Annotated in this window: 20 protein-coding genes and 6 tRNA genes; 18 read left to right on the top strand and 8 right to left on the bottom strand. The window is 41.2% G+C overall.

Going from position 1 to position 25,227, the window contains the following annotated elements; all coding sequences use genetic code 11:
* The first annotated feature begins 18 nt into the window (after positions 1-18).
* The 11 genes from pepP (at position 19) to KSO91_RS07035 (ending at position 12,546) form a co-directional block, all read left to right on the top strand.
* Positions 19-1,323 (top strand): Xaa-Pro aminopeptidase, encoded by a 1,305-nt coding sequence (gene pepP / locus KSO91_RS07085; RefSeq protein WP_238742260.1) that lies wholly within the window; start codon positions 19-21, stop codon positions 1,321-1,323.
* An 18-nt stretch (positions 1,324-1,341) separates the two neighbouring features.
* Positions 1,342-2,556 carry a 2-octaprenyl-6-methoxyphenyl hydroxylase gene (gene ubiH / locus KSO91_RS07080; RefSeq protein ID WP_238742259.1) on the top strand — a complete coding sequence of 405 codons (1,215 nt, stop codon included), beginning with the start codon at positions 1,342-1,344 and terminating at the stop codon, positions 2,554-2,556.
* A 61-nt stretch (positions 2,557-2,617) separates the two neighbouring features.
* Positions 2,618-3,823 carry an FAD-dependent monooxygenase gene (locus tag KSO91_RS07075; protein WP_238742258.1) on the top strand — a complete coding sequence of 402 codons (1,206 nt, stop codon included), beginning with the start codon at positions 2,618-2,620 and terminating at the stop codon, positions 3,821-3,823.
* Between the two features lie 110 nt (positions 3,824-3,933).
* Positions 3,934-5,136, top strand: coding sequence for an enoyl-ACP reductase FabV (gene fabV / locus KSO91_RS07070; protein WP_238742257.1), 1,203 nt, complete (start codon positions 3,934-3,936; stop codon positions 5,134-5,136).
* A 271-nt stretch (positions 5,137-5,407) separates the two neighbouring features.
* Positions 5,408-5,484, top strand: a tRNA-Pro gene (locus tag KSO91_RS07065).
* 54 nt (positions 5,485-5,538) lie between these two features.
* Entirely contained in the window at positions 5,539-6,498 is a 960-nt protein-coding gene (locus KSO91_RS07060; protein ID WP_238742256.1) for a KpsF/GutQ family sugar-phosphate isomerase, read from the top strand.
* Positions 6,486-8,510 (top strand): intermembrane phospholipid transport YdbH family protein, encoded by a 2,025-nt coding sequence (locus KSO91_RS17755; RefSeq protein ID WP_238742255.1) that lies wholly within the window; start codon positions 6,486-6,488, stop codon positions 8,508-8,510. The genes KSO91_RS07060 and KSO91_RS17755 overlap by 13 nt, the downstream gene beginning before the upstream one ends.
* 11 nt (positions 8,511-8,521) lie before the next feature.
* Positions 8,522-8,698 carry a YnbE family lipoprotein gene (locus KSO91_RS07050; protein WP_238742293.1) on the top strand — a complete coding sequence of 59 codons (177 nt, stop codon included), beginning with the start codon at positions 8,522-8,524 and terminating at the stop codon, positions 8,696-8,698.
* 26 nt (positions 8,699-8,724) lie between these two features.
* Positions 8,725-9,039 carry a YdbL family probable chaperone protein gene (locus tag KSO91_RS07045; protein ID WP_238742254.1) on the top strand — a complete coding sequence of 105 codons (315 nt, stop codon included), beginning with the start codon at positions 8,725-8,727 and terminating at the stop codon, positions 9,037-9,039.
* Between the two features lie 432 nt (positions 9,040-9,471).
* Positions 9,472-11,133: a glutamine--tRNA ligase gene (gene glnS, locus KSO91_RS07040; RefSeq protein WP_238742253.1), complete on the top strand. Its 1,662-nt coding sequence runs from the start codon at positions 9,472-9,474 to the stop codon at positions 11,131-11,133.
* Between the two features lie 255 nt (positions 11,134-11,388).
* Complete coding sequence (locus KSO91_RS07035) at positions 11,389-12,546, top strand: PilT/PilU family type 4a pilus ATPase (RefSeq protein WP_238742252.1); 1,158 nt, start codon at positions 11,389-11,391, stop codon at positions 12,544-12,546.
* A gap of 300 nt (positions 12,547-12,846) precedes the next feature.
* Here KSO91_RS07035 and KSO91_RS07030 read toward each other — a convergent pair.
* From KSO91_RS07030 to dnaQ, 7 genes are all read right to left on the bottom strand, one after another.
* A tRNA-Asp gene (locus KSO91_RS07030) sits at positions 12,847-12,923 on the bottom strand.
* A gap of 79 nt (positions 12,924-13,002) precedes the next feature.
* Positions 13,003-13,079, bottom strand: a tRNA-Asp gene (locus tag KSO91_RS07025).
* Positions 13,080-13,150: 71 nt separating this feature from the next.
* Positions 13,151-13,227, bottom strand: a tRNA-Asp gene (locus KSO91_RS07020).
* Positions 13,228-13,411: 184 nt separating this feature from the next.
* A tRNA-Asp gene (locus KSO91_RS07015) sits at positions 13,412-13,488 on the bottom strand.
* 64 nt (positions 13,489-13,552) lie between these two features.
* A tRNA-Asp gene (locus KSO91_RS07010) sits at positions 13,553-13,629 on the bottom strand.
* A gap of 201 nt (positions 13,630-13,830) precedes the next feature.
* Positions 13,831-15,048 carry a hypothetical protein gene (locus KSO91_RS07005; RefSeq protein WP_238742251.1) on the bottom strand — a complete coding sequence of 406 codons (1,218 nt, stop codon included), beginning with the start codon at positions 15,046-15,048 and terminating at the stop codon, positions 13,831-13,833.
* On the bottom strand, positions 15,045-15,767 hold the full coding sequence (dnaQ, locus tag KSO91_RS07000) for a DNA polymerase III subunit epsilon (RefSeq protein WP_238742250.1): 723 nt from the start codon (positions 15,765-15,767) through the stop codon (positions 15,045-15,047). The genes KSO91_RS07005 and dnaQ overlap by 4 nt, the downstream gene beginning before the upstream one ends.
* 114 nt (positions 15,768-15,881) lie before the next feature.
* Here dnaQ and rnhA point away from each other — a divergent pair, with 114 nt between their 5' ends.
* Positions 15,882-16,343, top strand: a complete 462-nt coding sequence (rnhA, locus tag KSO91_RS06995) for a ribonuclease HI (RefSeq protein ID WP_238742249.1) — start codon at positions 15,882-15,884, stop codon at positions 16,341-16,343.
* Here the strand turns inward: rnhA and KSO91_RS06990 are convergent.
* Positions 16,331-17,056 carry a class I SAM-dependent methyltransferase gene (locus tag KSO91_RS06990; protein ID WP_238742248.1) on the bottom strand — a complete coding sequence of 242 codons (726 nt, stop codon included), beginning with the start codon at positions 17,054-17,056 and terminating at the stop codon, positions 16,331-16,333. The genes rnhA and KSO91_RS06990 overlap by 13 nt on opposite strands.
* A gap of 39 nt (positions 17,057-17,095) precedes the next feature.
* On the opposite strand from KSO91_RS06990, the gene gloB reads away from it, so the two are divergent.
* The 6 genes from gloB (at position 17,096) to KSO91_RS06960 (ending at position 25,121) form a co-directional block, all read left to right on the top strand.
* Positions 17,096-17,866 carry a hydroxyacylglutathione hydrolase gene (gene gloB, locus KSO91_RS06985; protein WP_238742247.1) on the top strand — a complete coding sequence of 257 codons (771 nt, stop codon included), beginning with the start codon at positions 17,096-17,098 and terminating at the stop codon, positions 17,864-17,866.
* A 61-nt stretch (positions 17,867-17,927) separates the two neighbouring features.
* Complete coding sequence (locus KSO91_RS06980; protein WP_238742246.1) at positions 17,928-19,535, top strand: lytic transglycosylase; 1,608 nt, start codon at positions 17,928-17,930, stop codon at positions 19,533-19,535.
* Positions 19,536-19,788: 253 nt separating this feature from the next.
* The gene (locus KSO91_RS06975; protein ID WP_238742245.1) at positions 19,789-20,559 is read left to right on the top strand and encodes a DeoR/GlpR family DNA-binding transcription regulator; all 771 of its coding nucleotides are present in this window, start codon (positions 19,789-19,791) and stop codon (positions 20,557-20,559) included.
* Positions 20,560-20,586: 27 nt separating this feature from the next.
* A complete protein-coding gene (gene glmS / locus KSO91_RS06970; protein WP_238742244.1) occupies positions 20,587-22,419 on the top strand; it encodes a glutamine--fructose-6-phosphate transaminase (isomerizing) in 1,833 nt (610 codons plus the stop codon).
* Between the two features lie 373 nt (positions 22,420-22,792).
* Entirely contained in the window at positions 22,793-24,478 is a 1,686-nt protein-coding gene (locus tag KSO91_RS06965; RefSeq protein ID WP_238742243.1) for a type I restriction-modification system subunit M, read from the top strand.
* Positions 24,468-25,121: a restriction endonuclease subunit S gene (locus tag KSO91_RS06960; protein WP_238742242.1), complete on the top strand. Its 654-nt coding sequence runs from the start codon at positions 24,468-24,470 to the stop codon at positions 25,119-25,121. Before KSO91_RS06965 ends, KSO91_RS06960 begins: the two co-directional genes overlap by 11 nt.
* Positions 25,122-25,227 lie beyond the last annotated feature (106 nt).

The following is a 25,227-nucleotide window of genomic DNA, read 5'->3' as shown; positions in this document are numbered from 1 at the left end:
ATAACAAAAAGAGGTTTTATGAGTGTATTTCAATCTCGTCGCGCGCAATTTTTGGCGCAGATGGATGATAATAGTTTAGCTGTTTTCCCTGCTGGCTCAGAAAAAATCCGTAGCAATGATACGGAGTATCCTTTTCGACAAAACAGCGATTTTTACTACTTAACGGGATTTAATGAACCCGATGCTTGTTTACTGCTAATCAATAAAAAGGGTAATCAACAAGCGCTGTTATTTAATCGTAAAAAAGATAAAAGTGCGGAAATTTGGCACGGTTATCGATTAGGGCAGAGCGCTGCTGTGAGTGAACTCGGCTTCGATGCGGCTTATCAGATTGAAGAATTACAAAAACACTTGCCGCAATTACTCGACGGCTTAAGCACGCTTTATTTTCCTATCTTCCAAGATCCCGCTCTGGATAAAATGCTCTCAAATGTTATTAATGAGTTACGCGCAGGTAGACGCAAAGGTCAAACAACGCCAAGCCGATATATCGATAATTTATCCATATTGCATGAGATGCGTTTAATTAAATCAGAAGAGGAAATTGTATTATTATCCGAAGCCGCTGAAATTTCAGCCGCCGGGCATATTCGCGCGATGCAAGAATGTCATGCGGGCATGTGGGAATACCAATTACAAGCGGAATTGGAGCATGAATTTGCTCAACAGGGCGCCCGTCATACAGCTTATAACTCTATTGTGGCAGGTGGCGAAAATGGCTGTATTCTCCATTACACGGAAAATAGAGGAAAATTACGCGATGGTGATTTGGTGCTGATTGATGCGGGTGCTGAATATCAAGGATACGCGGGTGATATTTCCCGTACTTTCCCTGTCAATGGTGTTTTCTCCGCAGCACAAGCAAAGTTATATCAACTCGTATTGGACACTCAAATCAGTGCGATCAGTCAGGTCAAACCGGGCGTGGCATTAATCGATATTAATAAAAATGCGATTAAGCAGCTGGTGGATGGATTGCTTGAATTAGGTATTTTGCAGGGGGAGCGTGAGCAGTTGATAAAAGATGAAGCCTACAAAGATTTCTATATGCACGGAATTGGCCATTATCTGGGATTAGATGTACATGATGTGGGGGATAGTGGCACACCTGAACATCCGCGGTTATTACAAGCTGGTATGGTGGTGACCATTGAGCCTGGTTTGTATATCAGTGCTTCAGCCAATGTAGAGGATCGTTGGAAAAAGATAGGGATCCGTATTGAAGATGATGTGTTAGTGACTGAATTTGGTGCTGAAGTCTTGAGTGCTGATGTACCTAAAAGCATTAACGAGATCGAAGCGTTAATGAGATCAAGTCGTTAATGGGAAATACAAAAAATCATGCCTAAACAGACAGATTTTGATCTGATTATTATCGGAGCAGGTATGTCCGGTAGCCTACTCGCTTATGCTCTGTTAGCTTTATCTCCGAGTTTAAAGCTTGCGTTGCTTGATGATAATCCCGAAGGATTAAAAAAAGGTATTCATCCTGGTTTTGATGCGCGCTGTATTGCATTAAACGCGGGCAGTTGTGCACTATTGGATGAATTGGGGTTGTGGAGTGTATTACAAGACAAGGCACAAGCAATTGATGATATCCATATCTCTGATCGTGGCCATTGGGGGGCGCTAGAATTACCGCGTAGCCCTCTTTTCGTGGATAATAAACCACAAGCGTTTGGTGTCGTCATTGCGCTGCAGGATATCGGCTTAGTCCTGAATAAGCGCTTATCACAATACAAGCAACTGACGCGGCTATACAACTGTGAGTTAACCGCGATAGAGAAACAAGCGGAGCAAGTTGTTTGCCAGTTAGCAGATGGACAAACTTTAACGGCGCGATTATGCGTTGGCGCGGACGGTATAAAAAGTGTCACACGTGAATTATTAGCTATTCCATCACAATTATCTGATTATGGCTGCAGCGCAATTATCGCCAATGTGCGCTGCGCTCAAGCACATCACAATAAAGCCTTTGAACGCTTTACTCAATTTGGTCCCATTGCCCTGCTGCCGTTAAGCGATAATCGTTATTCCTTGGTATGGTCTGTCGACAATAAGGATGCAGGCCGTTTAGCCGCGCTTGATGAAGGAAAATTTTTAGCCGCATTGCAGCAAGCCTTTGGTTATCGTGCCGGCATTTTTAATGAAGTAGGTAAACGTGAAGTTTACCCCTTAAGCCTGATGAAAACCGATAAACCAGTTACCCATCGTGGGCTCTGCTTGGGTAATGCCGCACACGCTTTACATCCGGTCATGGGGCAAGGTTTTAATTTGGGGTTGCGCGATCTTTATGTGTTGGCTATGTTAATTAGCCAAGTCGAAGATAAACAGGAAATTGGTGATTTTAAACTGCTCAATGAATATTGGTTAGCCCGCCGCTCTGATCACCATAATAGTCTTAATTTAACCGACTCAATCGTACGGGTTTTTAGTAATACAAGTTGGCCTGTGGTGGTCGGGCGAAATGTCGCTTTACAAGCGATGCGCCACCTGCCGAGTTTATCTGTGCCTATTGTTAAGCAAGCCAAAGGGCAATTTAATCTGTTTCCTTAACGGCAACTGTTATTTTGTAAAAATATTTAGCACGCCTATTTAAAGAGGATATTAGAAGATAATGCAATCATATGATTTAACTATTATTGGCGGGGGAATGGTCGGTTTAACATTAGCCGCCAGTTTGGCTGATAGTCCATTATCCATTGCGTTGATTGAAAACAGCGATCCCGCTGAACTGACACACAAGCCCGCCAGTCGAATGAGCGCAATAAGTTATGCAAGTCGCGCTATTTTTGAACGTTTAAATATTTGGCAACATCTTGATAGTGATCGCATTACCCCTTATAGCAGTATGCAGGTTTGGGAAAAGGACAGTTTTGGGAAAATCAATTTTAGTGCACAGCAGGTTGACTGCACTGAGCTGGGATATATTATCGAAAATGTGCAGATCCAAGCTGTATTATTACAAGCGGTTCAGAAGCAACACAACGTGACTTTCTATGCCCCTGATCAATTAAGCCAAATCGCGGTTGGCGAAGGCGAAGCCTGGATTACTTTAAAAAGTACTAAAATGCTAACCTCTAAGCTGGTGGTCGGTGCGGACGGTGCCAATTCAGCGCTACGCAATCAGGTTGATATTCCTTTAACACAGTGGGATTACAACCATCACGCTGTAGTTGCGACTGTTACAACTGAACTGGCCCATGATAATTGTGCCAGACAAATATTTACCCCAGATGGCCCATTAGCCTTTTTACCCCTGTTTGAAAAAAATCTCAGCTCAATTGTTTGGTCTGTCTCCCCAGACAAAGCCGAGCAGTTAAAAAAACTATCTAAACTTGAATTTGAGAGGCAATTAACGCGCACCTTTGATAACCGTCTAGGTCACTGTGAATTGCACAGTGAACGTCACAGTTTTCCTTTGAAAATGCGTTATGCGCGAGATTTTGCGAAACATCGTATCGCTTTAATCGGTGATGCCGCACATACGATTCATCCACTCGCAGGGCAGGGGGTCAACCTTGGTTTACTTGATGCGCTTAGCTTAAGCCAAACCATCTTAGAAAATATACAAGCAGATAAAGACATTGGTTTATATACGAATTTGCGTTTTTTTGAACGCTGGAGAAAAACCGAAGCAATGCAGATGATCGCCTCGATGGAGTTGTTAAAGCAGTTATTCCAAGGTGCTAATCCGTTGCAAAAAGGAGTTCGTGATCTCGCTTTATTATTTACAGATAAAGTCAATCCGCTTAAAAAACAGTTTATCAAGCAGGCGATGGGGTTAACTGGTGAGTTGCCAAAACTGCTGCATAAACGTTAACTCGCCCTCACCTCATTTTGAGCAGCTAGAAAAACAGTGTATATTACGGCCCAATAGCAAAATATATTCGACTAACTGATTTGAAATTAATCAAAAAAAGAGCTTACATTATGATAATTAAACCAAAAACTCGTGGCTTTATTTGTACAACCACTCATCCAGTGGGCTGTGAAAAGAACATTCAAGCACAAATTGAATATACTAAAAAACAGGGCAAAATAAAAAATGGCCCCAAACGTGTATTAGTGATTGGCTCTTCTGCAGGTTACGGTATGTCTTCGCGTATCGCTGCGGCATACGGATCCGATGCGGCAACGATTGGCGTGTTTTTTGAAAAACCAGCGACAGATCGTAAACCTGGATCTGCAGGTTGGTACAACAGCGCTGCATTTGAGAAACAAGTAAAGGCAGATGGTTTATACGCAAAAAGCATCAATGCAGATGCTTTTTCACATGAAACTAAAGCCAAAGTCATTGAGTTAATTAAAGAAGATCTTGGTCAAATTGATGCGATTATCTACTCTGTCGCTGCGCCTGTTCGTAAACTGCCTGATACGGGTGAAGTTATTCGCTCAAGCCTGAAACCGATTGGGCAAACTTATGTCTCTACTGCAATTGATACCAATAAAGATTGTATTATTGAAGCCTCTGTTGAGCCTGCAACTGCAGATGAAGTTGCCGATACAGTTACGGTAATGGGCGGACAAGATTGGGAGTTGTGGTTAAGTGCGTTAGGCGAAGCTGGCGTATTAGCGCAAGGTGTTAAAACCGTTGCTTACTCTTATATCGGCACTGAGTTAACTTGGCCAATATACTGGGATGGCGCATTAGGTCAGGCAAAAATCGATCTGGATCGTGCATCAACGGCTATTCAAGCACAACTTGCCCCACTCAATGGTGAAGCTTATGTTTCTGTACAAAAAAGTGTGGTAACACAAGCCAGCGCTGCGATTCCTGTTATGCCCCTGTATATCTCTATGGTATTTAAAATAATGAAAGAGAAAGGCCTTCATGAGAGCTGTATGGCGCAGATTTACCGTCTCTTTACCACGCAGTTATATAAAGAAGATGGCAGCGTCGCGACGACTGATGAAGCGCGACGTCTACGTTTAGATGATTGGGAATTACGTGATGATGTGCAACAAGCTTGTAAAGATCTGTGGCCGACAATTACCACTGAAAACCTATTTGCGTTAACCGATTACAAAGAATATAAAGAAGAGTTTTTACAACTGTTCGGATTTGCTATTGAAGGCATCGATTACGAAGCCGATGTTGATACTTTAGTTGAATTTGATTGTCTTGTTGTTTAATCACTGACCGTTGTATTCTGTAAAATACCCACTTAAGTGGGTATTTTTTTACTGATTGGAAAAAGAAGGGCAATACGCAGAATATGAAAATGTGTTCTGACGGTGGCTGGGGCGTAAGGTACAGGTTGGTTATAAAGTGAGCCCAAAAACGAATGCTCAATCCATAATGGACAAGTATTAAACGATTAAACAGCAAAAAAGTAAATTTTTTCTGTTTTTGATTAATTTTATGTTGCATATCAGTCATAAATTATTAGACTGACACAATAATCGGTATGTAGCGCAGCTTGGTAGCGCACTGCTCTGGGGGAGCAGGGGTCGAAGGTTCAAATCCTTTCATACCGACCACCTTTCTTTTTACCTCTATAAAGCTAATTTTCCCTCTCGTTTTAAGGAACTTTTATGACCCCGTTTTCATTATCTTCTGAGCAATTAATCAAAGAAGTACGCACGGTGTTTGAAGTGCAAAGTGCAGCTATCGTTTCTCACAGTAAACAACTTGGTGATGAGTACCTGCAAGCCTTAGCGTTAATGAAAAACTGCACTGGGCGGGTGATTGTCTGCGGAATGGGGAAATCGGGGCACATAGGTAGAAAAATATCAGCATCACTCGCTTCACTCGGCACGCCCTCTTTTTTTATGCATCCGGGCGAAGCTTTCCATGGCGATTTAGGCATGATCACCAAAGATGATCTGCTGCTGCTCATCTCTTACAGTGGTGAAACCGATGAACTCTTAAAAATCATCCCATCAATTCAGCACTTTGGTAATAAAATAATCTCCATAACCGGTGGACGAAACTCTACGCTGGCACAACACTCAGATGTCGTTTTAGATGCCAGTGTCGAAAAAGAAACCTGCCCAAATAATTTAGCGCCGACCACGTCGACAACTTTAGCCTTAGTCATCGGTGATGCGCTCGCTTCAACGCTAACCCGAGATAATAACTTTAGTCCGATGGATTTTGCGCGCTTCCATCCAGGCGGAAGTTTAGGTAAGCGTTTACTCACTTTTGTGAAAAATGAGATGCGCAGTAATAATCTACCCTTAGTACAGCTGGAGACATCATTAACGGATGCATTAATGGTGATGACCGAAACGCGTACTGGGCTAGCTTTGGTGATGAAAAATGACGAACTTCAAGGTGTTATCACCGACGGTGACGTACGCCGATTTTTGATTTCTGGGAAAAGTATTAATGCTTGTTCTGCCAGTGAACTTATGAATGGATCTCCTTGTTTTATTACGCCTAATGCACGCTTAGCGGAAGCAGAAGAGATTATGCGTGAAAAACATATTAAGTGGTTAATTGTCAGTGAAGATGGCAAAAAATTGGATGGCATTATTGAGTGGGTAAAGTAAACCTACTCGGCAAATTAAACCGCTATCTGGTTATCTTAGCGAGCTGTTTAATGCTGCTGAACAGCGTCACTGTTGCAGCAGCCCAATTGCCAGACAAATCTTTACTGGCTTGGCTTCCTGTTTTAACTTCCAATATCAAATTGCTGCAACCCAACCTAAATTGCCCACAAAACCAGATTACCAATATTCAAGTTAATAAAAAAGAAAACCAGGTTAAAGTTGATATTGCAGCGATAAATTGGGATTTTAATTGCGGAAAAGTGCAAACACTCGAAAATCCGGTTGAAAACAACTTATCTTCAGTTATAAAAAATAAACAGATCGGCTCACAATTTAATGCGTTATTTGATTTTTCGCCTCGTCTTCCAGACACCACCATTACTATAAAATCACTTACCCTGACTTCTGCTTTTATTAAAAATAAATTTATATCTAGTTTATTAATAAAGAAAACCCAGCAAGCACTTATGTTTACACTGAAAAGTGAGGGGGTTAACGCCAAGCTTACTATAAAGCTGTCAGATAAATCATTTATGCTAGAAAGTGCCTTCTCTTTGGCAAAAATAGCACATCTTATCGATCTGCCTATTGAATTGAAAAATAATACTGCGGAGGATCTTTCTTTGCATTATGCCAGCGACTTAAATGCGTGGTGGAAAGGTGTTTTTAGTATAAATTGGCAAGGTGTCTTAGGCGACTTAACAGAGCAAGGTAAGATGAGCGCTGAGGGAGAGATTGATCTATTAAAAAATCAGCTAAAGTTAAATCAGTTGGCGGGTGATTTACAAAATATCACTTATAAAATATCTGCACAGCAACATTGGAAAACGAATAGTGTCAGACTTAAATTAGTTCAACCTGCGATAATTAACTTAGCAACAATGGAAATAAGTTCGTTGCCCTTAACGTTGCATATTGGCAATAGTGCGTTACAAACAAAGGTTTTGCGAGGTAAGGCACAACGTATTCGCGTAGATACACAAAAACTGCCGGCGGTTCTGTTAACTGTGACGGCGAAAGGGAGGCCTCTAGCGTTTTCGCTTGACTGGCGTTTATCTTCTTTAGAGCAAATACTAACAGGCTCCATTGTATCTGCAGGTAAAATAATAAAATTGACGATCCCGAGTTCACCTCTATCGGCACAAACCTTAGTCAGTTCCTTACAGTCTTACCTACCAATACTGGAGCCTCTGCAGGTAGAGGCTGGTAATATTAATCTGCAATTGGCTGTGTTATATGATTCAAGCAATAATAGCGGTCAATTAAAAAGCACTTTGATTATAGATAAGCTCGCAGGTGAATATAATAATGTGCTATTTGATGGTATTACGGGAAATAGTGAACTGGACTATCGGTTTGAAAAAGGTCGAATAACGATCAATCAAGATCAGCAACAGTTGAAAATAGAAAATTTATTTATAGGGATACCTATTCAGGCACTTCAGTTTGATGGTCGGCTTAATGCTTTTAAACCAGTGATTGATCATCTCAAAGCGCGATTATTAGACGGACGAATTGACGTCGATGATTTGAAATTAACACCACCGAGCCAAACAGTTATTAATATATCAGCGATCAGTTTAAGTGAAGTGATTCGATATAGTGCATACCCTGAAATACAAAGTAGTGCGATTATGGATGGTGCTTTGCCTCTTTATCTTAGTGATCAGGGTGCTAGTATTAAAGCCGGAGTGGTTTTTGCTCGCCCCCCTGGTGGGTATATTAAAGTACCAGAGAATACGGTTATTGAAGCGATGGGTAAAGGAAATCCAGCGCTTGCCTATACATTACAACTACTTTCTAATTTCCAGTTTGATACTTTGCAAGGAGATATCGGTTATACTCCAGAAGGTGACGCTAATTTAAAAATAAAAATAAAAGGAATAAGTCCCAATATTAGTGGGATCCATCCGATTAATTTTAACTATTCACATCAAGAAAATATTTTGAAATTACTTAAAAGTCTACGCTTTGATGAACAATTATTAGAGCAGATAAAGGAGAGGTATTAGTGATTAATAAAATGAGTATATTATTGGCGTTATGTTTTATGGTCGCGGCATGTACACCCCGAATAGAGCTTGCTGTACCCAATGAGCCTATTACAATTAATTTAAATGTTAAAATTGATCATGAAATTAGAGTGAAAATCGATAAAGAGTTAGATGACCTCTTTGATCAAGATAGTGGCCTCTTTTAATTCATAATGGAAACCTAGGAGACAACATGAAAAAAATATTTTTAATCTTTACCCTTATGCTCAGTTTTTCTGCTTTTGCATTAGATTTATCGGATGCTAAAGACCAAGGGGTCGTTGGTGAACAAACTAATGGTTTGTTAGGCGTAGTTGAAGCGTCGCCAGCAGTCGCTGAATTAGTCAAAGATATTAACAGCAAGCGCTTAGTCCAATATAAGCAGATTGCGGAAAAAAATGGTATGACATTAGAGCAAGTCTCTATTTTGGCGGGTGCCAAAACGATTCAAAAAACCCCTGCTGGACAATATATCCAAAATGCAGCGGGACAGTGGGTTGTCAAATAACGTATAAGTAACCTCAATTCTGGATAAGCTAAACGATACAGTACCGTTATTTACGCGTATTTCTGCGTTAAATCATCGCAGCAATAACCAGTTATTGCTGCGATGATTCGCCTTGAACTACGCAAAACTAACAGCACTGTATAATATGTTTTTTAACTTTTTGATATTTAATCTAATTTCGCTTCCATTATCCAGAACTGAGGTTAAGTAGCAAAATAAGGCTTTTCTATTGATTGCGGTAATAGGGGGGGCTATTTTGCTTGATAAGTAACCATATTATAGCTTTACTTGCAGCACGAAGACGTGCTGCAATAAATCCTCTTCGAACAACACACTCCCTTTGCTGTTTTCATGTTATTTAGCTTGAGCTTCTGCTGATAATATACGATGATTGTTCCTATTTTTTAGATTTATATAATTCAGAGGTAAGCAATGACTCAGGTGGAAACAGGCCCAAGCAATTTTATTCGTAATATTATTGATAATGATCTTCAGACGGGTAAACATCAGACGATACAGACACGCTTTCCTCCCGAGCCAAATGGCTATTTGCATATCGGTCATGCTAAATCTATCTGTTTGAATTTTGGCATTGCTGAAGATTACCCTAATGCACTTTGTAATTTGCGTTTTGATGATACCAATCCAGTCAAAGAAGATGCAAACTACGTTGCAGCCATTGAAGCAGATGTGCGCTGGTTAGGTTTTCAATGGGCGGGTGATATTCACTATTCTTCTGATTATTTTGAACAGCTTTATGCTTATGCGATTGAGTTAATTGAGCAGGATAAAGCTTACGTTTGTGAACTTAATGCAGAGCAAACACGAGAATACCGCGGCACATTAACCTCGCCCGGTAAAGATAGCCCATTCCGTAACCGACCAATCCAAGAAAGTTTAGATCTATTCACTCGCATGCGAGCGGGGGAGTTTGCCGAAGGCTCTATGATGTTACGCGCAAAAATTGATATGGCTTCAGCGAATATGAAGATGCGCGATCCGGTTATTTATCGTATTCGTTTTGCTCACCACCATCAGACAGGCGACAAGTGGTGTATTTATCCTATGTATGACTTCACGCATTGTATTTCTGATGCGCTTGAAGGTATTACCCATAGTTTGTGTACCCTTGAATTTGAAGATCACCGTCCGCTTTACGATTGGGTACTGGCTAACATTAGTGTTGCGTGTAAACCGCGTCAAATCGAGTTCTCACGTCTCAATTTACAATACACATTAACCTCTAAACGTAAGTTAAATGCGCTGGTGAATGATAATCTTGTGTCGGGGTGGAATGATCCCCGTATGCCGACCATCTCAGGTATGCGTCGTCGTGGTTATCCAGCAGCTGCAATACGTGAGTTCTGTAAACGTATTGGCGTGACCAAGCAAGAAAACACGGTCGAACTTGCTTCTCTTGAAGCTTGTGTGCGTGAAAACCTTGAAAGCAATGCGCCACGTGCGATGGCGGTGATCGACCCGGTTAAAGTTATTATCACTAACTATGAAAATGCCAAAACTGAACAGCTAATCGCACCTGCGCATCCTAAAGATGAAAGCATGGGCACTAGAAGCGTACCTTTTTCAGCAGAACTGTTTATTGATAGAGCCGATTTCAGAGAAGAGGCTAATAAAAAATATAAACGTTTAGTACTTGGTAAAGAGGTTCGTTTACGTAATGCCTATGTGATAAAAGCCGAAACTGTGATTAAAGATGAAGCGGGTACTATCACCGAAATTCATTGCTCATACGACCCCGAAACATTAGGTAAAAATCCAAGTGATGGTCGTAAGGTAAAGGGTGTTATTCATTGGGTTGATGCAAAAACCAATAAACCGGCTGAATTTAGAATTTATGAACGCTTATTTTTAGTTGAAAATCCAGCTGCTGTAGAGAATATTCACGAGGTGTTGAATTCTGACTCCCTTATCGTAAAACAAGGTGTTGTAGAAATAAGCCTTGCAGATAACCAGGTTGAAAAAGCGTATCAATTTGAGCGAGAAGGTTATTTTTGTGCCGATAGCAAAGACTCAACTGCACAACACTTGGTTTTTAACCGTACTGTTGCATTGCGTGATTCTTGGGGCGAGTAAACAGATCTATCTTGTCTTGTGTTTTAAAAGTGGTCAATGTTTGATTGACCACTGACCCCCCAGCTAAAAATACAAATCTCCATTTTATAAATGTGGCTTGCGTCAATTTATTTGCGCAAATCACCTAATCGATTCCATGCTATTCTTAGACTCATTCCATTAATTAAATAAATAGAGAATTGTTGGATTTGGCATTATTTATCACTGACTCTCGCCGTTAATAAAATGCGTAGATGTTTAATTTAGGAGTAAAAAATGGAATTTGAAGAGATGCTCAACATTTTGTCGAGCAAAGATGGCTCTGATCTATATTTATCAACCGGGGCTGCACCTTCAGCTAAATTTCAAGGCGTTTTGAAACCACTTTCCGAAACCCTGTTGCAGCCTGGTGAAGTGGCGCTGATTGCTGATGCCATTATGGATAGCGAGCAAAAAACAGTATTCGAGCAGGAGCTGGAGATGAATCTGGCTATTTCTATTTCAAATGTGGGACGTTTCCGAGTCAATATTTTTAAACAGCGTAATGAAGTGTCGCTTGTTGCCCGAAATATAAAAATAGAAATACCGAAATTTTCCGAGCTAAGGCTGCCGGAAATACTAAAAGATGTGATTATGGCTAAGCGCGGTTTAGTGCTTTTTATTGGTGCGACGGGTTCGGGTAAATCGACATCACTTGCGGCGTTAATTGATCACCGTAATGAAAATGCATCAGGACATATTATTACTATTGAAGATCCCGTTGAATTTGTTCATAAACATAAAAAAAGTATTATTAACCAACGTGAAGTGGGTGTTGATACGCGCAGCTTTCATGCGGCGTTAAAAAACACCCTCCGTCAAGCTCCTGATGTTATTTTGATTGGTGAAATTCGTGATAGAGAAACCATGGAGCATGCGTTAGCATTTGCTGAAACTGGACACTTAGCCATTTCAACATTACATGCAAATAATGCCAACCAAGCATTAGACCGTATTATTAACTTCTTTCCCGAAGAGCGCCGCCCGCAATTGCTGAGTGATTTAGGTAATAACTTAAAATCGTTTATTTCACAACGCTTGATTCCAACGGTTGATGGTAAGCGTTGCGCCGCCATTGAAGTGATGATGGGTACGCTAACTGTGCGTGACATGATCAAACGTGGTGAGTTTGGTTTACTCAAAGACGTGATGGAAAAATCTAAACAATTAGGGATGCAGACCTTTGATTGTGCATTATTTGATTTGGCAGTCGAAGGACGGATTAGCGAAGAGGAAGCGATAAAAAACTCGGATTCTCCAACTAATCTTACGCTTAAATTTAAATTGCATCATGGTGGTATTATGGAGCAAGCAGAAGTAAACGAGCGCAAAAATGGAGGGTTAAGTTTAGAGCCGATGGAAGATTCGTTTTCTGATGATTTAACCTTTTCTTAAGCAGATTATCTTTTATAAAAATAAAAGTGCTATTTAGTGCTTTTATTTTAACTTTATTACCCATATAAAAATTCAATATGGCGCCATTCCCCACGTCTCCAGAGAGATTAGTGTAAGTTCACCTATCATACTAGAAAAAACCAAGAACAGCTTGTGTAACTGATTTAAGAGCATAGAGAGGGGATATAGTCATTCAATAATAATTTCTTTTATATATGCAAATAAATTATTGTAGTATAAAAATTTTTGTTGATAAATGGAGGCTTTTTACTGAAGTAACTGCTGATATATAAAGGAAATTGGCGGAGTGGACGGGACTCGAACCCGCGACCCCCGGCGTGACAGGCCGGTATTCTAACCAACTGAACTACCACTCCGCGAAAATCTCTTATTTTTCTATAACTCACATTATAGATTGACTGTTGTACATCTCGTTCATTCATATAAATATGAAGTTGGCGGAGTGGACGGGACTCGAACCCGCGACCCCCGGCGTGACAGGCCGGTATTCTAACCAACTGAACTACCACTCCACGAGTGTGCTACAGCTTTCTTCACTTTATGTGTTGGTTACACATAAATTTTCTTGATACGTAAATACTGTTGGCGGAGTGGACGGGACTCGAACCCGCGACCCCCGGCGTGACAGGCCGGTATTCTAACCAACTGAACTACCACTCCACGAGTGTATTACAGTATCAATCATCACTATTTATTCGAGCAAAAATTCGAACTCGGCGTGACAGGCCGACTGTGTTAAGCCAAAGCCTAACCAACTGAGCTACTACTCCACGAGTGTATTACAGTTCAAGCTTTTTGATAATTATTCGTTAAAGCTAAACAAATTAATGTTTAACAATAATGTTGGCGGAGTGGACGGGACTCGAACCCGCGACCCCCGGCGTGACAGGCCGGTATTCTAACCAACTGAACTACCACTCCACGTGATAATTATCAGATTCAACATTTGTGCTAACTAACGCCTATTCATACTTGCGTATGATATTGGCGGAGTGGACGGGACTCGAACCCGCGACCCCCGGCGTGACAGGCCGGTATTCTAACCAACTGAACTACCACTCCAATTAGCATCAATCCGTAGTGCATTGCACTGCGTTTGTTGAGGCGCCGATAATACGTAGTTGCATTTGCTGAGTCAATAAGCAAAAAGAAAAAAACAGCAATATTAGCCGTTAACTTTCACAAATGCCTACTTTCTATGCAAATAACTTGGAAATGCAAGATTTTATAATTTTAAGTCGTTTAAATACGTTGTGTAATTGCCTACTTATTACCCTCTTTAATATCGATTGGTGTAGGGGATAGTTCATCGAGTTTTAATTCTGATAGCAATAAGTCGCCGTTTCTTTTCCTTTTACGGCGAACGAGCAAAATAATCGCTAAGAGAATAAAGAAACAGATAGCGCTAACTGTGCCTATAAACCAGATTTTTTTCCATATTGGTAGGGCGATAGTCTCAATTTTAGGCTCACTGGCTATCACTTCATGCATAATAAAGAGTGGCAGTAACTCAAATTGCTGTTTGGGCAGTTGTAATTCAATCTCTCTTCCTGACAGTGTGGTCGCAAAGGCTTTACCAGACAGGGAGAACACACCATAAGCCAGTGTTTTATTAGTAGTGAACTTATTCTCTATGGATAGATTGCCTGCGCTGTGCGCGATTAACTGCTCAATGACTTTATTATTGCTATCTTTAATCACGCCATCAATAGTTACCGAGTCTGGCATGATTTCATCGCTATCTATCTTAAACTCAAACACCATTTCCTTGCTACCATCTTCAATTGTATGCAGTTGATAGCTTATCGGGGTAGGAAAAACAACCACGTCTTTATTAATATTACGGATAAAAATATCATTCTTAGTGCGAATATTGAGTAAGTAACGTCCAGGGGGGAGATCAATATAAACATGTGCGGTTAATTTGCCATCGAATGGTAGGGCGTCATAACCTTTGCCATCGTCTTGGTATAGGGTCAGTTGCTTGTCCGCTCCTTTTATTAATCGCACTGATAATTTCGCATTGTCCAAATAAGCTTGTTCGGTCATTAATTGATTATCGTAATAAAGCGAAGCATTGGTGGTGATATATTCTTGTGAGTACAATTTTAAGGGCAATCTATCGGTTTTTAATTCGACATTGCTGATTAATTTAATGCGGTTATCACCATCTAATTGCGCGACCGCTTGCCAAGGGCCAGCCATCGGTTTATCAATGGTAATAATGTCTGCTGTTTTACTGCTTACCCAGCCGACCGTATCGGGGTGTCTTTCTGCATAAAGTTTGCTGCCGTCAGGACGGACAAGTACCACAAGTTGTGATCCACTGGCGTGATTGAGAATAAAAGTGACTTGCTCTGTGTAGGGATCAATTCGAACTCGGTTATCTAACAAAGGAATATCATTTTGTGCATAAATAGTATGCGCTAAAGAGGCCGATGTAATAATACAAAGTAAAAAGCACGAAATTATTTCCCTCATTGTTGTCGCCACAGGCAACTCCCCGATTTTTCAACAATATCGAGACGCTTTTGATGCGTTTCATTTTCTGCATTCGTTGCGCGAATGATCGTTAATGGCGAGTGTGATTGGCGAAGTTGTCGTCCCATACTGTTTTCCCCCTTTTCTGAGCTAGAAAGATTGAGTTTAGCTTGTCCTCCAGTCATTAACAGATAAACATCTGCTAATATCTCAGCATCGAGTAATGCGCCATGCAGTATGCGGTGCTTGTTATCAATGCCATAACGATCAGATAGCACATCGAGATTATTACGTTTTCCTGGGAATAGCTTTTTCGCCATCACTAAGGTATCGGTAACTGTGGATATTTCTTCAGTATTTTGTGTCTTTTTATTTAAAAAACGAAACTCTTGATCCATAAAACCGACATCAAAGGGCGCATTATGGATAACCAGATCTGCACCTTTAATGAATTCTATAAATTCATCGGCTATCTCACTAAAGGCGGGTTTATCTTGTAAAAATTGGTCGGTTAAACCATGCACCGTGACCGCTTCAGGATCAACTTCTCGATCCGGGTTGATATAAACATGGTAGTGGCGTCCAGTTAATCGTCTATTAATGATTTCAACACAGCCAATTTCAATAATCCGATGACCGAGATAAACCGCACCATCTCTGTTCATCCCGGTGGTTTCCGTATCTAATACGACTTGCCGAATTACTTTGCTTGTGTTCATCTTAATCTCTATTTATAGTTCGTGAAGAATTCAGTTTAGCAAACCTAAACCCATGCGCCTAGATCCGAAGTAAGATGGGCATATAAATACAAAATTAATTAATTTGGTCTCATAATGAAAAAAATCCAACTTTTTACAGACGGCTCTTGTCTTGGGAATCCAGGCCCTGGGGGTTATGGCGCGGTGCTAATCTATAACAACCATCGTCGAGAATTAGCTGATGGGTATTTGCGAACAACCAATAATCGAATGGAGATGTTGGCTTGTATCAAAGGGTTAGAAACCTTAACGGAAACCTGTGAAATCGATCTGACTACCGATAGCCAATATGTTCGTCAAGGGATCACGCAGTGGATCCATAATTGGAAGAAACGCGGTTGGAAGACAGCGGCCAAAGCGCCCGTTAAAAATGTAGATTTATGGAAAGCATTGGATGCTGCGCAAGAAAAGCATAAAATCACTTGGCATTGGGTGAAAGGGCACTCTGGGCATCCCGAAAATGAACGCTGCGATGACTTGGCGCGACAAGCTGCAGAATCGAAGCCAACCCAAGCGGATACCGGTTATGATGGATAATGCTGTCGGGCGACGACGCCTTGTCCTGTTAGTCGTTGCTTTTTAAATTGAAAAGGTGATTTGATTGGCGTGATCGGCGAGCTGTGTTTTTTAGCTACAATAATATAAGCGCTGCAAAAATAAGGGGCATAACGTTGCCCTATCTTTTCAACATAGGATGAAAATAAGCTATTAAATTCACAAGACATAAAATCAAAATGTTGTTTATGTTGGATTTCAAAGCCCAATAAATGTAACCAGTCGAGTATTCTATTGAGCAAAAATAGGCGTGCTGTCTTTGAATCTTTGGATTTCAAGATAGATCGTAATCCAAAAATACTAATGGGGTTGTATCCGCTGATAATCAAAGTACCATCGAGTGTTAAAACACGCTCAACTTCTCGTAATAGTTGGTGAGGATCGCTTGAAAAATCTAATTCATGGGCCAAAATGCAAAGGTCTATGGAAGAGTCTTGTAAGGGCAATTGCTGAATATTAGCCAGCAAATCAATCTTTTTACCACTGCCTGCACAGTTGATCTGATGACGAATTTTGCTGTGTGAAGTATCTAGCTGGCAGCTTAGCTTCCCCAGCTTTAATAGGTGATAGCCGAAGCACAGAGGGAGGTGCTGGTTGACTCTTAGTTGGGTTTGTTTATGCAGTATTTTGCCATTAGGCAATTGTTGCCAATCTTCAATTGGAGTTAGAATACGCGTCGTTTTTGCTGTCTTCATTTTTAGACAAACTCCAAATTAAATAGGTGCAAATCAATTATGGTTCATATTTTAACAATCAAGTCATTTTCTGATAACTATATTTGGCTTATTAAAGATAGTCAAAGCAACCATTGCATAGTTGTAGATCCGGGCGATGCAGACCCGGTTTTACAGGTATTATCTGCACAACAGCTAATACTCGATGCGATAATCTTAACCCACCATCATTATGATCATGTTAATGGCGTTGAGCCATTATTAGCTCATGCAACACAGGAGATAGCTGTGTACAGCAAAAATAAGCTATTTGCGCAGAGTGTATTGGTTAACGAAGGGCAAGTGTTAAGCTTTTTTGACGGACGTTATTCATTGAATGTAATGGAACTACCCGGGCATACCTTGGATCATCTGGCTTATTACAATGAGTCCGAAATTTTTTGTGGTGATACGCTTTTCTCTGGTGGCTGTGGTCGTGTTTTTGAAGGTTCACCTGAACAGATGTTTAAAGCATTGTCTCGATTGGCGTTATTAGCGGATGATACGCAAGTGTATTGCGCACATGAATACACACAGAATAACCTTATTTTTGCATTTCATCTTGAACCTAAAAATGAACCGCTATTAAAATATATCCAACAGGTTAGCAAAAAACGCCAGCAAGGCTTAGCAACTATCCCTACAACTATGGGCTTAGAAAAAATGATTAATCCTTTTTTACGTTGCCACCACTCGTCTCTTGTTAATGCGCTACAAAAACAGTTAGCCATGCAATTAAGTTCGCCATTAGCTTGTTTTACTGCGCTACGTCAGTATAAAGATCTCTTCTAATGAATGTTATGGTTTTTTAGGCTAGAATGCGCCACTTACTTACTGGTAAGTGGCCCTTTTTATGAAACTATTTTTATCGTTATTGTTATTGTTATTGTTAAGTGCTTGTCAAACAACAACAAATACTGAAGTTGTTGAAGAAGTTAATGCGTCGATTATCGAGCCAACAGAAAATGAGATACTGCCTGATGAAGAGCTTCAAGAGAGCGATGAGGGGCTGGCTATTTTGGTCGAAGAGAGCGTTACGATTGAAGATCTCCCCCCTTTTGTGGGTTATGATAATCTATGGTTAAAGCTAGCCGAAGGCTTCGAGTTTGAAGTGCCAGAAAATGCACGTATTGCTAAGCAACGCGCATACTATTTAAGCCATCCTAATTATTTAAAACAAGTTTCAAAACGTGCACAGCCATTTTTATATCTGATTATTGAGCAGATAGAGGCAAAAAAGTTACCGCTTGAATTAGCGTTACTACCTGTCGTCGAGAGTACCTTTGACCCCTTCGCTTATTCACAAAGTAGTGCTTCAGGATTGTGGCAATTTATGCCCGTAACCGGACAACGATTTGGTCTAAAGCAAGACTGGTGGTATGACGGCCGGCGTGATATTTACGCTTCCACTGATGCTGCGCTTCGCTACATGGAAATATTGCAGAAATATTTAGGGGATGATTGGCTGCATGCTTTTGCCGCTTATAACTCCGGTGAAGGCCGAGTGCGCAATGCGCAGCGAAAAAATATAAAGAACAATAAACCCACTGATTACTGGAATCTATCCCTGCCCAAAGAAACACAAGACTATGTGCCTAAACTATTAGCTCTAGTGGATATTTTACGCAACCACGAAAAATATGGTGTTGAGCTTCCATTTATTGCCAATAAACAAGTGCTCAGTTATGTTGATACGGGGTCGCAACTTGATCTTGCTTATGCGGCCACATTAGCAGAATTAACTGTTGCTGAAATTCAGTTACTAAATCCCGCTTTTAATCACTGGGCCACTTCACCAGAGGGCCCGCACAAGTTACTCGTACCGACTCGTATTGCGGCTCAGTTTACGCATAAATTAAGTGCTAGTGATAAAAACCAACGTATTCGCTGGGCACGTTACAAAGTGCGAACCGGTGACAGTTTAAGTGTGATCGCTAAGAAAAATGGCACCACAACCAATGTGTTAAAACAGATCAATGATATTGATGGCTCCTTGATCAAAATTGGTCAGCCGCTCTTAATTCCAATCGCTAGTAAGTCTCAGCAAGGTGAGCTATACAGTCAAGCACAGCGCTTTGAGCGTTCTCAAGCGGAAGATGCAAAAAGTAAACGTCAGATTCAACATACGATCGTCGAAGGTGACACGCTTTGGGATATCAGTCGCCGTTATAAGGTGACAGCGAAAGATATTGCAAAATGGAACCGCATGACGACCAAACAGACGCTGCGCTTAGGGCAACAGTTAACAATTTGGAGAACAGTAAATACGCAGCGCAAAAAACAAGTCGTTCGCAGCGTTATTTATAAAGTAAGGCGCGGAGATTCTCTGGGCGAGATCGCATCACAATTTAATGTCAGTGCGACAGATTTGATACGTTGGAATCAACTTCATAAACAAAAATATATTCAACCTGGGCAGAAACTAAAAGTATATATTGATGTGCGTAAGTCACGCACCTAAGCTTTATAACTAAATAGAGCTAACATAATAAACAGAGATCACTGTCGCCAGCATTATTGCTCGCTGCTGGCTACCATCGCAATCTTGAATAGCACAAGTCGCAACAAACGCTATCGCATTATCGTTATGCATTTATGCTTTAAAACAAATGCGCCTCATCCGTAAATTAGGCTGAATAGAACAACAAAAGTTTTGCTTTTGTTTCGATCATTGCCTACACTTAGGTTTCGATCGAAACATAAGTGAAGCATTCATGCAAAAACGAAACAGCCAGCAACGTCGCCATACTATACTCAGCTTATTAAATGAGTTGGGAGAAGTGAGTGTTGATCAACTGGCGAGTCGTTTTGAAACCTCGGAAGTCACTATTCGCAAAGATTTAACCGCATTGGAAAAAAATGGCCTCTTGCTGCGTCGTTATGGGGGAGCTATTTGTGTGCCTCAGGAGTTAATACAAACACCATCTGACAATATCTCTCGTAATAAGCAAAATATTGCTAAAGCCGCCGCGCAACTGATCCGCGATCATAACCGCATCATTATCGATAGCGGCAGCACTACGTCCGGCATTATTCGCGAGTTGAATGATAAAAATGGCATACTGGTGATGACCAACTCACTGCAATTGGCCAATGCTATCCATGAATTAGAGAATGAGCCGACCTTATTAATGACAGGGGGGACTTGGGATCCGCACTCGGAATCTTTTCAAGGGCTGGTAGCCGAACAAGTGTTACGTTCCTATGATTTTGATCAACTGTTTATCGGTGCGGATGGTATTGATTTGGAACGTGGTACCACAACCTTTAATGAATTGACAGGATTAAGCAGAGTGATGGCCGAGGTGTCACGTGAGGTGATCGTGATGGTGGATGCCGATAAATTTGGACGACGAATCCCTAATTTAGAACTGCCTTGGCAGCAAATATCGGTACTGATAAGTGATGACAGATTATCTGCGCATGACGCAGAGAAAATAACTAATCAAGGTGTTCAGGTTATGCTGATCCCTTATTCAAATTAATATTTATTTAACTATTTAGGAGTTGCTATGTGTGGAATCGTTGGCGCTGTTGCGCAAAGAGATGTGGCTGAAATTTTAGTCGAAGGGTTACGCCGTTTAGAATATCGTGGTTATGATTCAGCGGGTATTTCTGTTGTTGACAGTGATAAGAAGCTAACACGTGTGCGCCGTTTAGGCAAGGTTAACGAATTAGCTGGAGCTGTTGCTCAGCAGAAAGTGATCGGCGGAACGGGCATTGCGCATACACGCTGGGCCACCCACGGCGAACCTTCTGAAGTCAATGCTCACCCGCATGTTTCAGGTGATATTTCTGTTGTTCATAACGGTATTATTGAAAACCATGTTGCGCTACGGGCAATGCTGCAAGCACGCGGTTATCAGTTTGTATCACAAACCGATACCGAAGTTATTGCGCATTTAGTTGAATGGGAACGTCGTACTTCAACAAACTTAGTAGAAGCACTGCAAAAAACAGCACTTCAACTCGAAGGTGCTTACGGCACGGTTGTGCTGGATCGTCGTGATCCTGAGCGTATTGTGGTAGCTCGTTCAGGTAGCCCGATTGTGATTGGTTTAGGCATTGGTGAAAACTTCCTCGCATCGGATCAACTGGCACTATTAAGTGTAACCCGCCGTTTTATGTATCTTGAAGAGGGAGATGTTGCTGAAATTACTCGTCGTGATGTCAATATCTTTGACGCTGCGGGTGCACCGGTTGAACGTGAAGTGATTGAATCAACAGTTGAACATGATGCCGGTGATAAAGGTAAATATCGTCATTTTATGCAAAAAGAAATTTTTGAACAGCCAGCCGCTTTGATTAGTGTAATGGAAGGGCGTATTAGCAAAGACAGAGTGCTGGTTGAAGGCATTGGTAATGGTGCAAAAGAGATTTTAAGTAAAGTTGAACATGTGCAAATTATTGCTTGTGGTACGTCATACAATTCCGGTATGGCTGCGCGTTACTGGTTTGAAGCCTTGGCGGGTGTAAGTTGTGATGTAGAGATTGCATCAGAGTTCCGTTACCGTGATTTTGTAGTGCGTCCAAATAGTTTATTACTGACCCTGTCACAATCTGGTGAAACGGCTGACACACTCGCAGCACTGCGTTTAGCGAAGCAAAAAGGGTATATGTCAGCAATGACTATTTGTAATGTGTCTGGCTCATCATTGGTACGTGAATCAGACCTTGCCTTTATGACACGCGCGGGGACTGAAATAGGTGTCGCATCAACCAAAGCATTTACTACGCAATTGGCCGCGATGTTAATGATGGTAACAGCCTTGGGTAAAGAAAAAGGGGTAATTGACAGTGCTAAAGAAGCGAAAATTGTTCAAGCATTACATTCACTTCCAGCACAAATTGAAAAAGCCTTGGCTTTTGATAAACCCATTAAAGAACTTGCTACCGATTTCGCTGATAAACATCACACCTTGTTTTTAGGACGTGGGGAGTTTTACCCGATCGCAATGGAAGCCGCGCTGAAAGTAAAAGAGATCTCTTATATTCATGCAGAAGCTTATGCCGCCGGTGAATTAAAACATGGTCCATTAGCCTTGATTGATGCCGATATGCCCGTCGTCGTTGTTGCACCCACTAATGATTTACTGGAAAAACTTAAATCAAATATCGAAGAAGTGCGTGCACGTGATGGGCAGCTTTATGTTTTTGCTGATGAAACAGCCGGTTTTGAGGCTTGTGACGGTATGAAAATTATTACCTTACCGCACGTAGATGAAATAATTGCACCAATCTTCTACACCGTGCCAATGCAATTATTGGCTTACCATATCGCCTTAATTAAGGGCACCGATGTGGATCAACCACGCAACCTAGCAAAAGCGGTTACGGTAGAATAACGGCAAAAGTGAACGCTAGTGTAGAAGCGTAATAAAACATACTAAATGGCGGTAATATTTTTATATTATCGCTATTTTTTATCCCTTTCTCCTTCCTCTCCTCGTTCCCTCGCAGCGCATCTCCTCGTTCCCACGCTCCGCGTGGTAATGCCTATTGTTATTGCTAACACATAATGGGCAATATTTACTAAACCAGTCGATTTCTCCTCGTTCCCACGCTCCGCGTGGTAATGCCTATTGTTATTGCTAACACACAATGGGCAATATTTACTAAACCAGTCGATTTAAAACTGAAACACTTGTGAAGAGTTCGGTATCATTGACATCATTAAAGCGTAAAATCTCTTTTTCACAATGGCTTAGGTAAATAATAATGGCAAAATCACCCGCTAAAAAAACAACAACAAAAAAATCACAGGTTGGTTTCGAAGAAGCATTATGGGACAGCGCCAATAAGCTACGTGGCAGTGTTGAATCCTCTGAATATAAACACATTGTATTAAGTCTTATCTTCTTGAAATTTATCAGTGATAAATTTGAAGTGCGCAAAGCTGAAATTGAAGCGGAGCATGGCGTTGAATATATCGATATGGTGGACTTTTACACTATGGAAAATGTGTTTTATCTACCAGAAGAAGCACGTTGGTCGTTTATTCAAGTCAATGCCAAGCAAGATGATGTCGCAGTTAAAATCGACAGTGCGCTGCACAGTGTTGAAAAGAGTAATAAGTCTCTTGCAGGCGCATTGCCGGATAACTATTTTTCTCGTTTGGGGCTCGATACCAGTAAGCTTTCTGCATTAATCGATACCATCAATAATATTGACACTATCGCTAAGAAAGATGAGAAAAGCGAAGAAGATCTGGTTGGGCGTGTGTATGAATATTTCTTGGGTAAGTTTGCTGCGACAGAGGGCAAAGGCGGTGGCGAGTTCTACACGCCAAAGTCCATTGTTAACCTGATTGCCGATATGATTGAGCCGTACAAGGGGAAAATATACGATCCCTGTTGCGGAAGCGGCGGTATGTTTGTGCAATCGGTGAAGTTTATTAACAGCCATCACGGTAGCCAGAAAAATATCTCTATTTATGGGCAGGAATATACCAATACTACCTATAAACTAGCGAAAATGAACCTAGCGATCCGTGGTATTAACGGTAACTTAGGCGATGTGGCTGGCGATAGTTTCTTTAAAGATCAGCATCCTGATTTAAAAGCTGATTACATTATGGCGAACCCGCCTTTCAACCAAAAGCAATGGCGCGCAGATAACGAATTAGTTGATGATCCGCGTTGGGCGGGCTATCCCACACCGCCAACGGGTAATGCCAACTACGCGTGGATCATGCATATGATCTCCAAGCTTAGCGAACATGGCAGCGCCGGTTTTGTGTTGGCGAATGGTTCAATGTCCTCTAATACCAGTGGCGAGGGCGATATTCGCCAGAAGATCATCGAGAACGATTTAGTTGATTGTATGATCGCTTTGCCGGGACAGCTTTTCTACACCACACAAATTCCCGTGTGTTTATGGTTTATCAGTAAAGACAAGAAGAGCGCCTGCGGCGGAGAAAATAGCCATGAAAAAGGCATGCTTAAGCGCCGCGATCGTCAAGGTGAAACCCTATTTATTGATGCCCGAGAAATGGGCTCGATGGTTAACCGTACGCTTAAAGAATTAACCCACGATGATATCGCAGAAATTACCGCAACCTATCATGTTTGGCGTGGTGAAGATGTTGTAAACAACGCGCATCCTCGTTCCCACGCTCCGCGTGGTAATGCAGAGGAGCTGAACAATGCAGACGAAGCTACAACCTCCACCTACCAAGACATCGCCGGCTACTGCAAATCCGCTACACTCGCCGATATCAAAGCCAACGATTATGTATTAACGCCCGGTCGTTATGTTGGTGCAGCAGAAATTGAAGATGATGGCATTCTTTTTGAAACCAAGATGAGCGAGTTAAGCCAAACCCTGTATAGCCAAATGAGCCAAGCCGAAGTATTGGACCAAGCGATTCGCAAAAATTTGGAGGCGTTGGGGTATGGGGAGTGATAAATTATGTGATATTGCTGATGTTATTGATTCGCTTCATAAAACCCCACAATACGCTACCTCTGGTAAGTCAATGGTAAGAGTTACGGATGTTAAATATGGAAATATTAACCTTGGTAAAACTTTTAAAGTAGATGAAGTGGTTTTTGATGAATTCTCAAAGCGTTATCGTCCAAGAAAAGGCGATATAATAATAACAAGGGTTGGAAGTTATGGCATAACGGCTTTAGTTGAAGATACTAATTTTTGTTTAGGGCAAAACACATCTGCAATTGTTCCTAAAATTAATCCTAGATATTTATATTTAGCAATAAACTCTTCTTTTGTTAAAAACCAAATAGAGAGTTTGGTTGGTGGTTCAACACAAAAAACCTTAAGCCTAAAAGTTATCAATAGTTTGGATATCCCACGATTTTCTGTGAAAGTTGAAGATGAAATAGCAAATATTGGTGCAGCAATAGATGATAAAATCGAACTCAACCGCCAAACCAACCAAACCCTTGAACAAATGGCGCAGGCGTTGTTTAAAAGCTGGTTTGTGGAGTTTGATCCGGTCTTTGACAATCTATTAGCCTTGGCTAACTATCAACAGGAAAACCTACCTGCGGATTTCCCCGAGCAACGTGAGCTTACGGCAGCGTAGCTCAACTTCCATTTTTTGTTCTGATTTAATACGGGTAACTCATCCATCAGGACTTAATTATGTCAAATCCAGAGCAACTTAGTAGCGTTATTACTGCATTTGAGCA

It is taken from the genome of Psychromonas antarctica (assembly GCF_022267535.1).
Taxonomy (GTDB): Bacteria; Pseudomonadota; Gammaproteobacteria; order Enterobacterales; family Psychromonadaceae; genus Psychromonas; species Psychromonas antarctica.
This window is presented reverse-complemented; position numbering and strand designations above follow the sequence as displayed.